Raw genomic sequence first — 13,620 nt, forward strand, 5'->3', positions numbered from 1 at the left:
TGACCAGGCCCGCAGCCATCTGCAGCATATCCGTTGACTTAGTTTACAGACAACCTATACCCAAGCCATGGCAATCCGTGTACGGTGACGCTACTGATCATCGCGCGCAGGGCGAGGAGCGAACGGTGAACGTAGACGTGGTGGCGGACCGGTTTCGACTGTTGGCTCCCCTCGGTAAGGGCAACATGGGAGAGGTCCACCGGGCGCAGGATCTCCATGACGGCAACGCCACCGTCGCCGTCAAGCTGATCCTTCGTAGCAGAGCTGGAACGGTCCTGAGTTCGCGCGCCGATTCCAAGGCCGTAGAACGGTTCGACCGCGAAGTGCGCATCATGCGCAGGCTCAGGCATCGCAATCTGCCCCGGACGATCGCCGGCGGCGTCGACTCCTCCGGCCTGCCGTACCTGGCGATGGAGTTCTTCGACGGCGAGTCCCTCAGTGACCTCATCACTGAGCATCCTCAGCTCCCGGTCTCTTGGGTCGCGGCTCTGGGAGCGCAGATGGCGGACGCGCTGTTCGCCGCTCATGCCGTCGAGGTCGTCCACCGCGACCTCAAGCCCAGCAACGTGATGCTGCTGCGCGGTGGCCTGGTCAAGGTCCTCGACTTCGGCGCGGGCCAGATCATCGGCGACATCGAGCATGGCAAGATCACCAGTACCGGCGTGACGGTGGGTACCGCCCGCTACATGGCCCCCGAACAGTTCCGTGCCTCAGCCGTCACCCCGGCCGCCGACCTGTACGCCCTGGGTTGCGTGCTTTTCGAGATGCTCACCGGGGTTCCGCCGTTCCACAGCGAGTCCGCCTATGAGCTCGCTCAGAAGCACCTGTCGGAGCACCCTCCCCCCATCAGCCTGCTCCGCTCCGACGTTCCCCAGGACCTCTCGCGTCTGGTGGAGCGGTTACTCGCCAAGGACCCGGCCGACCGACCCGCCGACGCGGTCGCCGTCAGGGAGGCGCTGCTACCGCTCGCGGACGGGGCGGCGCACGTTCCGGGCTGGTCGGACTTCGATCCGGTGGCGTGCCTCAAGACCAGGCCAGCCGATCAGGCGCAGGCTCCCAGCTCGGATACGGGGCCTGCGCACGCGAGCGCAGGCATGGACGTCTTCGGTGTCCACCAGCGACTGCTCAAGGACTACAGGGCGTTCACCGGGGGCGGCACGATCATCCGCGACGGCCGGATCGCGGCCTTCGTGGAGGACGACCTGGACGCCAAATCCCAGTGGCCCGACCCGTGGGTGTCGCTGAACCCGTTCTTCAAGTCGGGCGGAACCGTGCTGGAGGCGTCTCAGAACGGGACCCTGCACTCGGAGTGTGCCCGCATCTTCCAGGCCGGCAAGACCGAAGACGGCACGGAGTGCGACGGCCGGCCGCTGACGCTCCACCAGCACCAACTCGAAGCCATCAAGACCGCACAGTCCGGCGCTTCATACGTGCTCACGACCGGCACCGGCTCCGGCAAGTCCCTCGCCTACATCGTGCCGATCGTCGACAGGGTGCTCAGGCAGCGGGACCAGGAGGGGTCCAAGGCTCGTAAGCGGGTACGCGCGATCATCGTCTATCCGATGAACGCCCTGGCCAACAGCCAGCTCAAGGAGCTGGAGAAGTACCTCAGGGATGGTTATGGCACCGGGCGGGAGAAGGTGCGCTTCGCCCGCTACACGGGTCAGGAGGACGAGGCCGCCCGCAAACAGATCCGCGACAATCCGCCGGACATCCTGCTCACCAACTACGTGATGCTGGAGCTGATGCTCACCCGGCCCGAGGACCGCAGGTCGCTCATCAAAATGGCCGAGGGGCTCGAATTCCTGGTCTTCGACGAACTGCACACTTACCGCGGCCGGCAGGGCGCCGACGTGGCCCTGCTCATCCGCCGGGTGCGCGACGCCTGCCGTGCCACCAGCCTGCAGTGCATCGGCACGTCCGCCACCATGGCCACCGAGGGCACGGCCCAGGACCGTCGAACCGAGGTGGCACGCATTGCGACGACACTCTTCGGCACGCCCGTGGACGCCTCGAACATCATCGGCGAGACACTGGTCCGCGCCACCGGGGACCCGCCGGAGACGCTGCCGGTCGAGCGGCTCATCGCGCCGGGGGCGCCGCGCGCCTACGAGGACCTGGTCAAGGATCCGCTGGCCCGCTGGATCGAGACCCGCTTCGGGCTCGCCCTCGACGAGGAGGGACGGCTGGTCCGCCAGCAGCCCGCGAAGATTGAGGACGCCGCGACCGAACTGGCCGAGGTGAGCGGCCTGGCCCCGGAGACGTGCGCGGAGGCGATCCGGGCCACGCTGAAGGCCGGTTCAGAGGCATGCCACCCGCTGACCGGCCGCCCGCTCTTCGCCTTCCGGCTGCACCAGTTCCTGTCCAAGGGCGACACGGTGCACGTCACGCTCGAGGACGAGTCGAGCCGTCACCTGACCCGTGACTACCAGCTCTATCAGCCGGGCACCGACGGCAAGATCCTGCTGCCGCTGGCCTTCTGCCGCGAGTGCGGCCAGGAGTACCTGACGGTGTGGCGCTCGGAGAAGAACGGCAAGACCGTGTACGAGAACCGCCGCGAGACCGCCGCCACCGGAGGCAGCGGCGAAGACGGCTACCTCTACGTCGACTCCAACCATCCCTGGCCGGCCACCGTCGAGCAGGCGATGAAGGATCGGCGGCTGCCCGAGTCCTGGCTGGAGTTCGACGCGCACGGCGGGGAGGTGGTGCGTGACTCGTACCGGCCGAGGATTCCCCGCCTCGTCACGGTCGATCCGTACGGCGTCGAGGGGCAGGGCGAGCTGAAGGCCGCGTTCATCCCGGCGCCGTTCCTGTTCTGCCCGCACTGCGGGGTGAGCTACGAGCAGGTGCGCGGGAAGGACTTCGCCAAGCTGGCCCGGCTCGACCAGGAGGGCCGCTCCTCGGCGACCTCGCTCATCTCCGCCTCGATCGTCCGCTCGCTCAAGGAGGTGCCGGCCGAGGCGTTGAAGAAGGAAGCCCGCAAGCTGCTGACGTTCGTCGACAACCGGCAGGACGCCTCCCTTCAGGCAGGGCATTTCAATGACTTCGTCCAGATCACTCAGCTTCGCAGCGCGCTTTACCACGCGACCACGGCGGCGGGCGAGGAAGGCATCCGGCACGAGGACCTGGCCTCCCGGGTCTCCGGAGCGCTGGGACTGAGCCCTGCCGACTACACGGCGGGTGATGATCCGCCGCCGATGATGGCCGCGAGCGCGGCGAAGACGCTCCGGGACGTCATCGCCTTCCGTCTCTACCTGGATCTGCAGCGAGGCTGGCGGGTCACCATGCCCAACCTGGAGCAGACAGGTCTGCTGATCATCGACTACGCGGACCTCGACTGGCTGGCCGGCAGGGACGAACGGTGGAGCGACACCCGTCCTGAGCTGCGCCAGGCCGAGCCGGGGCGGCGCGTCGAGATCATGCGTGCGCTGCTGGACGAGATGCGCCGGGCGCTGGCCATCGACGTCGAGTACTTCCGGGAGGACTTCGACAGCCTGCAGCGCGCGAGCGAGGAGCGGCTGAAGGATCCATGGCGGCTGGCCGGCGGCGACCGGCCGAAGGTGAGCACCGCCTATGCGCAAGGCTCCCGCCCCGGCATCGATCGTTCGGGCTTGTTCCTGTCCGGCAGGGGCAAGTTCGGCAAGTACCTGCGGCGGATGCACTTCCCTCAGGTGTCGGCAGACGACGCCCAGCGCATCATCGCGGACCTGATGAAGGTGCTGGCCAAGGCCTATCTGCTGACGGCGGTCGAGGTGGCACCGCAGCGGGCCGGCCGTTACCGCCGTCCTTCCGGGCCGCCCGTCACCGGCTACCGCATCGCCGCCGCCTGCCTCATCTGGCGGGCGGGCACCGGCGAGAGCGGCACACACGACCCGCTGACCCGCACCTACGCCAGCGGCGACGGCCCCCGCGTCAACGTCTTCTTCCGCGACCTCTACCGCGACACGGCCGCCGCGCTCGCCGGCCTGTCGGCCCGCGAGCACACCGCGCAGGTGTCACCGCAGGACCGGGAGCAGCGCGAGAAGGACTTCCGCAAGGCGGAGCTCAAGCTGCTCTACTGCTCCCCCACCATGGAGCTGGGCGTGGACATCTCCGAGCTCAACGCGGTCATGATGCGCAACGTGCCGCCCACTCCCGCCAACTACGCCCAGCGCAGCGGCCGGGCCGGCCGGCAGGGCCAGCCGGCGCTGGTCACCACCTACTGCGCCACCGGCAACAGCCACGACCAGTACTACTTCCGCCGCTCCGACCGCATGGTGGCCGGGGCGGTCCGCCCGCCGCGGCTGGACCTGGCCAACGAGGATCTGGTCCGCTCGCACGTCCAGGCCATCTGGCTGGCGGAAAGCGGACTGAGGCTGGGCAACAACATCCCGACGCTCATCGACCTCAGCTACGACGAGGGCGCCCGCCGCCCCAATCCCGAACTGCTCCTGCACGCCTACGTTGAAGCCGATGTCCGCGATGCGGAAGCTCGCCGGCGCGCGGTGACGGCGGCCCACAATGTGCTCGACGGGGTGCTGCCCGGTGCCGGTGAACCGCCCACCTGGTGGCACGACGAGTGGATCGAGGAGCAGGTGCGCCGCGCTCCCGAGGGGTTCGACCGATCGTTCGACCGCTGGCGCGACCTGTTCAGGGCGGCCCTCGCCGATCAGGCCGAGCAGAACCGGCGGCGCCTGGACCACACGCTCACCGACCGCGATCGCAAGATCGCCGAGCTGCAACGCAAGCAGGCCGAGACCCAGCTCGACCTGTTGAAGAACGAGAGCGTGGACAGCCGGTCACTGCTGTCGGACTTCAACCCGTACCGCTACCTGGCCAGCGAGGGCTTCCTGCCCGGCTACTCCTTCCCTCGCCTGCCGCTGGCGGCCTACATCCCCACGACAGGACGGCGCTACGGCGACGGGGACTACCTGCAGCGTCCCCGCTTCCTGGCGATCAGGGAGTTCGGGCCCGGTGCGCTGATCTACCACGAGGGCAACCGGTATCAGGTGGAGCGCATTCAGCTGCGTCCCGACGCCTCCGGCGAGGTGGTGACCACCGAGGCTCAGCGCTGTGCCGGTTGCGGCTACCACTATGACTCGGGCGACCGGGCCGACAAGTGCGACCTGTGCGACGCGGCACTGCCCACGCCGACGCGCGGCCTGCTCCAGCTGCACACCGTCTACACCCGGCGGCGGGAGCGGATCTCCTCCGACGAGGAGGAGCGGCGCCGCGCGGGCTTCCGGCTGGTGACGTCCTACCGCTTCAACGACCACGGGCAGCGGACGGGCCGCCGTGACGCGCTCCTGGCCGACGCCGCCGGGAAGCTCGCGACGCTCTCGTTCGGCGACTCCGCCACCGTGCGCATCTCCAACATGGGACGCCTGCGCGCCAAGAAGGACGAGCCGGACGGTTTCTGGCTCGACCCGGCCGACGGCCGCTGGCTGAACGAGCAGGCGGCGGCCGACGCCTCCGGCGACTCCAGCGAGATGCCGGTGGTCGACGCCGACGGCAACGAGAAGCGTCAGCGCAAGCGCGTCATCCCCTACGTGCAGGACACCCGTAACATCCTCGTGCTCAAGCTCGATGAACCTCTACCCGTGCCGGTCGCGCTCTCCTTGATGTACGCGCTGGAACGCGGTATCGAAGCCGCCTTCGAGCTGGAGGACTCGGAGTTGACCAGCGAGCTGTTGCCGCCCAACGAGGGGCCGCGGGATCGCATGCTCTTCACCGAGGCCGCGGAAGGGGGCGCCGGCGTACTTCGCCTGATGCAGTCGGAGCCTGACGCGCTGGCCCGTGCCGCCGCCGAGGCGCTGGAGATCTGCCACTTCGACCCCGACGGCGCCGACCGTGGTGGCCCTCGCCCGGACCGGAAGTGCGCCCGTGGCTGTTACGACTGCCTGCTCACCTACGGCAACCAGCTCAACCACACCGACATCAACCGGCATTCGGTCCGCGACCTGCTACTGCGCCTGGCTGCCGCCGAGGCCAGGCCGACCGGACGCGGTGAGAGCCGTACCGAGCAGCTGAACCGGCTGGCCGGCCAGTCGGAGACCGGGCTGGAGCGCCACTTCCTCGCGTGGTTGAAGGAGCAGGGGCTGCGCCTGCCCGACGAGGCGCAGACGTTCATCACCGAGGCGCTGGCCCGGCCCGACTACGTCTATCGGCTGCCCGGCGTCAAGCTGGCCGTCTTCGTCGACGGCCCGGTCCACCAGGACGCAGTGGTCGCCGAGCGGGACGCCGAGGCCGAGGAACGCCTCTTCGACCAGGGCTGGGACGTCATCCGCTTCCCGCACGACGCCGACTGGGCGGCGGTCGTGACCCGGAACGAGCGCTACTTCGGAGCCATGACGACACGAGGGAACAGCTGATGCCCGCCTACTCCGCAGGCTCCCTGGTCTCGGCCAGAGGCCGCGACTGGGTGGTGCTCCCCGAGAGCGCCGCCGACATGCTGGTGCTGCGCCCGCTGGGCGGCTCCGACGACGACGTCGCCGCCGTGTTCCCCGGGCTCGAGGACGTCGTCAGCGCCACTTTTGTGCCCCCCTCCCCGAAGGACTTGGGCGACCAGCACGCCGCCGGTCTGTTACGGTCGGCGCTGCGCATCGGGTTCCGCTCGGGCGCGGGGCCGTTCCGATCGCTGGCGGGAATCGCGGTGGAGCCGCGCGCGTACCAGCTGGTTCCGCTGATGATGGCGCTACGGCAGAAGACGGTCCGGATGCTGATCTCCGACGACGTGGGCATCGGCAAAACCGTCGAGGCCGGCCTGATCGCCGCCGAGATGCTCGCCCAGGGCAGCGCAGACCGGCTGGCCGTCCTCTGCTCTCCGGCACTGGCCGAGCAGTGGCAGGAGGAGCTGCGCACGAAGTTCGGCATCGACGCCGAGCTCGTCTTAGCCTCCACGGTCTCGAAACTGGAGCGGGGCCTGGACCTGGGGCAGTCGCTCTTCGACCGGCACCACAAGGTGATCGTCTCCACGGACTTCATCAAGTCCACCCGGCACCGCGACGACTTCGTCCGGCACTGCCCCGACCTCGTCATCGTCGACGAGGCGCACACCTGCGTCGCGGCCGATGACAGCACCTCCACCCAGAACCAGCTCCGCTACGAGCTCCTGCAGCGGATCGCCAAGAAGCCCGAGCGACACCTGCTGCTGGTGACCGCGACACCGCACAGCGGTAAAGAGAGCGCCTTCCGTAACCTGCTGGGCCTGCTCAGCCCCGAGCTGGCCTCGGTCAAGCTCGACTCGGACGCCGGGCGGCGGCTGCTCGCCCAGCACTTCGTACAGCGCAAGCGGGCCGACGTACGCCGCTTCCTCACCGTCAACGACGGGCTGGCCGACGACAGCCAGCGCGAGGACACCTCCTTCCCCTCCGACCGTTACTTCAAGGACGAGACCTACCGCCTCTCCCCCGGCTACCGGGCGCTGCTCGAAGACGCCATCGCCTACGCCGGCGAGCGGGTGTCGGCGGCCGGCGAGCAGGGGAAGCGGGAGTCCCGCATCGCCTGGTGGTCGGCCATCGCACTGCTGCGCTCCATGGTCTCCTCACCCCGTGCCGCCGCCCAGACCCTGCAAACCCGGTCGGCCGCCGCCGTCGCCGCGAGCCCGGAGGAGGCGGACCGGCTGGGCGCCCCACTGACCAGCGACGCCTCCGACAGCGACGTCATGGAGGGCCTCGACGTCGCGCCCGGTGCGGAGACCGATGGGGCGCAGGCGCGGCTGGCCCGACTCGCCGAACGCGCCGCGAAGCTGGAGGGCCCGGACGAGGACCTGAAGCTGGCCGCCTTGGTCAAGCACCTCAAGGTGCTGATCCGCGAGGGCTACAACCCGATCGTCTTCTGCCGCTACATCCCCACCGCCGAGTACGTCGCCGAGCATCTCGACGGCAAGCTCGGCAAGAAGACCGTCATCCGGCACGTCACCGGCACCCTTTCCCCGCAGCAGCGCCTGCAGCGCATCGAGGAACTGGCCGACGAGAGCGCCGACGCACCGCGCGTGCTGGTCGCCACGGACTGCCTGTCGGAGGGCGTCAACCTCCAGCACCACTTCGACGCCGTCGTCCACTACGACCTGGCATGGAACCCGACCCGCCACGACCAGCGCGAGGGCCGCGTCGACCGCTACGGACAGAAGCGCGACGTCGTCAAGGTCATCACGCTGTACGGCAGCGACAACGGCATCGACGGCAAGGTCCTCGAAGTCCTGATCAAGAAACACCGCCAGATCCGCAAGGACCTCGGCATCTCCGTCTCCGTCCCGGACGCCGCCTCCACGGGCGTCACCGACGCCATCGTCGAATGGCTGCTCATGCGCGAGCGGCAGCCCGACCAGGAGGCGCTGTTCGAGCTGGAGGAGCTCGACCGCAAGGCCGAGGCGCTGGAGACGGAGTGGAGCTCGGCCGCCGAGCGCGAAAGCACCTCCCGCTCCCGCTTCGCCCAGCGTTCCATCCACCCGGAGGAGGTGGCCCGCGAGGCCGCCGCCATCCGCGACACCTTGGGCCGCTCGGACGAGGTGCGACGGTTCGTACGGAACGCGCTGGACGCGCTGGACGGCGTGATCCGTGAGAGCGCAGTCCCGGGCGACTTCACCGCTGACATCAGCGGAACCCCGGCCGGCCTCCGTGACGCAGTCGCCCCGGTGATCGGCGGCGAGTTGAGCCGCCCGATCCCGTTCCGCACCACGCCTGCGGTGGCGCGGGGCGAGGCCGCTCTCGTCCGCACTGATCCTGTGGTCGGGGCGCTGGCCGGGTACGTGCTCAACACCGCCCTGGAGACCGAGGGCAGGCGGCCGGCCAGGCGCTGCGGGGTGATCCGCACCGACGCGGTGCGGACCCGTACGACGTTGTTGCTGGTGCGCTACCGCTTCCATCTCACGCTGCCGTCCCGCTCGGGCGAGAAGCAGCTCGTCGCCGAGGACGCCCGGCTCCTGGCCTTCCAGGGCTCGCCCGCCGGTGCGCTCTGGCTGCCGCCGGAGGAGGCGCTCCAGCTCATCGACGCGACCGCCGATGCCAACACCGACCCGGTCTTCGGCGAGCGCACCATGACCCGCGTCCTCGGCGGCCTGCCCGCTGTCGCCGGTCGGCTGAGCGAGTACGGCAAGCAGCTCGAGGCCGAGCTGGAGGACTCCCACCGCCGGGTGCGCAGCGCGTCCGGCGAGATCGTCCGAGGTCTGGACGTCACCGTGCAAGAACCCGCCGACATCCTCGGCGTCTATGTCTACCTGCCCGCCGGAGGGGCCGCCTGATGTCCGCAGTCACCCGCAACCAGGTCTTCTCCGCCATCCACACTGTCGGTGGGTTGCTGCCCGCCGACATGCTGCTGCGCATCTCGGAGGGCAAGGGCGTCCCCGGCTGCCTGCCGGCCGACTACAAGGTCATCGGCTCCCGTACCGTGCGGGACGACGCCGAGCGGCACTGGGAGTACCTCAAGTCGGTCTGGAAGGAGCTGCGGGAGAAGCTTCCGCTCGCGCCCGAAGCCGAGACACCAGCCGATCCCACCGGTCTGGCGATCTCGCAGTGGCTGGTGCCGCTCTTCGCGGAACTCGGCTTCGGCGAGCTCTCCGCCGTGGGCACCGCCGGCCTCCCGTCCGACGACGGCAGCCGTACGTTCGCGATCAGTCACCGCTGGCAGCACGTCCCGATGCACCTGGTCGCGTGGAACACCGATCTGGACAAGCACCGCCGGGGTCACATTCCGCCGCAGTCGCTCGTCCAGGAGTTCCTGAACCGGACCGAGGCCCACCTGTGGGGGGTTATCACCAACGGGCGGCGGCTGCGGCTGCTGCGTGACTCCAGCGCGCTGGCGACGGCCTCGTATGTGGAGTTCAACCTTGAGGCGATCTTCGACGGCGAGCTGTTCAGCGAGTTCGTGCTGCTCTATCGGCTGCTCCACTACACCCGCTTCAGGACCGAGGACGGCGAGGCGCCGTCGGCCTGCTGGCTGGAGAAGTGGCGGGTCGAGGCCATCGTCTCGGGCGTACGTGCTCTGGAGAGCCACCGTGACGGCGTCCAGCGGGCGATCACCGCGCTCGGAACGGGATTCCTCAAGCACCCGGCGAACGAACGACTCCGGGCAGAGCTGGACGTGGACAAGTTCCATGCCGCGCTGCTCCGGCTCGTCTACCGGCTGATCTTCCTGTTCGTCGCCGAGGACCGCGGTGCCCTGCACACGCCCGAGGCGGATCAGCACACCCGCGACCGCTATGAGAAGTACTTCTCCTCGGCCCGCCTCCGCCGCCATGCCATTCGCCGGCGCGGCACCTCCCACACCGACCTCTACCAGGCGTTAAAGATCGTCCTGGATGCTCTGGGAGACGAGGACGGCCGGCCGGAACTCGGCCTGCCCGGCCTGGGCGGGCTCTTCGACGACACCAAGGCGGACGCCCCGCTGCAAGGCGCGCTGATCTCGAACGCCCACCTGCTGGAGGCTGTCCGGCACCTGGCCCGGGTCAAGGACGAGGGCACGGCCAGGTGGCGCACCATCGACTACCGCAACATGGGCGCGGAGGAACTCGGCTCCATTTACGAGTCCCTGCTGGAGCTGATCCCCAAGCACAGCGAGGTGGACCGCACCTTCGAGCTCGTCAACCGCCTGGGCAACGACCGTAAAAAGACCGGCTCCTACTACACGCCCAGCTCACTGATCGAAACCCTGCTCGACTCCACTCTCGATCCCGTCATCGACGACGCGCAGAAGCGGGGCGAGATCAGGGCGTCGGCGGCGGGCGAGCCGGACGCGTCCGATCGCATCGTCACCGAGTTGCTCTCCCTGACCGTCTGCGACCCGGCCTGCGGCTCCGGCCACTTCCTGGTCGCCGCCGCCCGCCGCATCGCCAAGCGAGTCGCGGCCGTACGCGAGGGCAACCCGGAGCCGACGCTGGACGCGGTACGGCATGCGCTGCATCAAGTCATCGCGCAGTGTGTGTACGGGGTGGACCTCAACCCGATGGCGGTCGAGCTGGCCAAGGTGTCGCTGTGGCTGGAAGCCCTTGAGCCGGGCAAGCCGCTGGGCTTCCTGGACGCGCAGATAAAGCACGGCAACGCCCTCATCGGCGCGACGCCGGCCCTGATGGAGAACGGCATCCCGAACAAGGCGTTCAAGGCGGTGGAGGGGGACGACCCCAAGTTCGCGGCGTTCCTGGAGAAGCAGAACGACAAGGAGCGTTCAGGGCAGAGCACTCTGTTCCCTCTGGACACCGAGACGAAGGCGACCAACACCGCCCTTGCCTCCGGCCTGCGTGCCATCATCGACGCACCTTCGGGCACGCTCGCCCAGGTCCACGACCAAGAGGCGGCCTACCGGGCCTGGAATTCCGCGCCTGAGTACGTCCAAGCCCAGCACCTGGCCGACGCCTGGTGCGCGGCGTTCATGTGGCACAAGGCCAAGGACGCTCCTCCCGCGATCACTCACGACATCTTCCGCGCGCTGCGGAGTGGGCAGGCCGCCGCTCTTCCTCAGACCACTCACGACGAAATCGAGCGGCTACGCGATGAGTACCGGTTCTTCCACTGGCACCTGGCCTTCCCTGACATCTTCACCGTCCCAAGGCACCCCGGGCCGGACGTCGATCCCGCGACCGGTTGGGCGGGCGGCTTCTCCTGTCTGCTGGGCAACCCTCCGTGGGGGAGCCTTGACTTCGAGGACAAGAAGTACTTTAGCGTCGTCGAACCCTCTATCGCCGAAATTTCCGGTGTCGAACGCAGTTCCCGCATCGCTGCATGGTCCCACGAGAATCCCGACGCCGGCGTTCGCTATTGGAATGATCGTCGAAAGACCAAATCGGAATTTCATTTCGCAGGAAATTCCGGAACATACCCACTCTGCGCCAAAGGCCTCTCGGTCAAGGGCGTAACCATGCTCCAGGTGGATCAACTCTTTGCCGAGCGCTTCACACAAATCGCCCATCCTAGAAGCCGTCTCGGCTGCATAGTCCCAACAGCAATCGCAACAGGCGCCGGATCGCAATACTTTTTTAGGGAAATAGCACAACGACGAGCCATAGCGTCTATATATGACTTCGAGAACAGAAAGAGGCTCTTCACTGGAGGAGTCCACCTTAGCCAGCGCTTTTGCCTGCTGTCCCTATCAGGGCAAGCAGTAAAGTCACTAGAAGCCAGGCTTGCCTTCTTCCTCCTCGACCCCTCAGATCTGGATGACGCCGAACGCACTTTCAAACTCAGCCCCGAGGAGATCGCCCTTATAAATCCGAACACAGGTAATCTCCCCGTCTTCCGAAGCCGGAGGGACGCCGACATTACGCTTGCCGTGTACAGCCGTTTCCCCATTCTCCATCACGAGAATAACCGCTATTCCAACTTCTGGAACATCACCTTCAAGGCAACCTTTTTCCACACCAAAGACGACTCGGATCTATCTCGCAGGCGAATCGAACTCGAAACCCAAGGCTGGCAACTGAACGGCAATATATTCGTCCGAGAAGAAGAGCGAATGCTTCCACTTTACGAAGCAAAGATGGTGGACTTCTTCAATCATCGTGCAGCCGATGTCGTCAAGAGCGAGACAGCAGTAAGCCGACAGAACCAGCCACAATACCTGACAGTCCAAGACCTACAAGATCCTGCACGAGTCGCCATGCCACTTAACTGGGTGGCCGATAAAGGGATGATCCCAACACGGAGGAAGGGGAAAGAACGAACCATTCCTGGAGTCGCCGAGCGCCTTAAGGAGCTGAATTGGGATCATGACTGGCTCTGCGGTTGGTGCGATGTGACAGCCTCGACCAATGAGCGCACAGCAATACCGGCATTCTTGCCTCGTACCGCTGTGGTTGAAACATTCCCGCTGATGTTCCCAGATGTGCCGCCTCGGATGGTTTCGGCGCTAATCGCTGCTCAAAGCTCACTGGTGTTCGACTACGTAAGCCGACAGAAAATTAGCGGCGCTCACCTGAAACTGTTCGCGTGGAAGCAGCTCCCTGTACCTACCCCCCAAATGCTAGAGCCGCATACTGCATTCCTCACACCGCGCGTCCTGGAGCTCGTCTACACCGCTTACGACATGACCGGACTAGCCCATGACCTTGGCGACACCGGCGACCCATTCCGATGGGACGAAGAACGTCGCGCCCAGATCCGGGCCGAACTCGACGCGTACTTCTTTCATCTCTATGGGATCAATCGACCAGACGTGAACTACATTCTGGAGACCTTTCAGTCAGTAAATGGCGGACTCAAGAACAACGAAATCGCCAAGTACGGCACTTACCGCACTAAAGCCCTCGTGCTTGCCGAGTATGACCGCATGGCACTCTGCGGCGTCAGCCTGCACACACCTCTCATAGACGGCGAGAACTACACCTCCCCCCTCACTCCCTCACCCGGCCAAGGCCCCCGCCATGATGAACAGCAAAATCCCGGCACAGCCAACGGCCAGATTTTGGAGCCTGCCCCAGGCCCTCAGGTGTGTGCAGGCACTGGAAAGGAGGGCCGCCTGGAGTTCCAGGACGGATGGGAAGACTGGTGGGTTCACTGCCCCGTCTGTGGCTGCAAATGGATGGGCGGCAGCTCTGTGATCGAACCACACCAGCCGTACCGATGAAGTGAGGCCAGATTCTCCTACCCAATCATGTGGACAGCGAGACATCCGACAGGGGCTCGAACAAGTCTGAGGGAAGCATGCTTGTTC

3 protein-coding genes are annotated in these 13,620 nt (G+C 67.1%); all 3 read left to right on the plus strand.

The features are described 5' to 3' along the window. Positions 1 to 185 precede the first annotated feature (185 nt). The 3 genes from ACIBK9_RS50410 to ACIBK9_RS50420 are packed head-to-tail and all read left to right on the plus strand — an operon-like array spanning position 186 to position 13,533. Positions 186 to 6,350, plus strand: coding sequence for a DEAD/DEAH box helicase (locus ACIBK9_RS50410; RefSeq protein WP_397166532.1), 6,165 nt, complete (start codon positions 186 to 188; stop codon positions 6,348 to 6,350). Beyond that, positions 6,350 to 9,220, plus strand: coding sequence for a DEAD/DEAH box helicase (locus tag ACIBK9_RS50415; RefSeq protein WP_397166450.1), 2,871 nt, complete (start codon positions 6,350 to 6,352; stop codon positions 9,218 to 9,220). The genes ACIBK9_RS50410 and ACIBK9_RS50415 overlap by 1 nt, the downstream gene beginning before the upstream one ends. Continuing rightward, on the plus strand, positions 9,220 to 13,533 hold the full coding sequence (locus tag ACIBK9_RS50420) for an Eco57I restriction-modification methylase domain-containing protein (protein WP_397166452.1): 4,314 nt from the start codon (positions 9,220 to 9,222) through the stop codon (positions 13,531 to 13,533). Before ACIBK9_RS50415 ends, ACIBK9_RS50420 begins: the two co-directional genes overlap by 1 nt. The last annotated feature ends 87 nt before the right edge of the window (positions 13,534 to 13,620 follow it).

This window comes from Nonomuraea sp. NPDC050227 (assembly GCF_044459705.1).
Taxonomy (GTDB): Bacteria; Actinomycetota; Actinomycetes; order Streptosporangiales; family Streptosporangiaceae; genus Nonomuraea.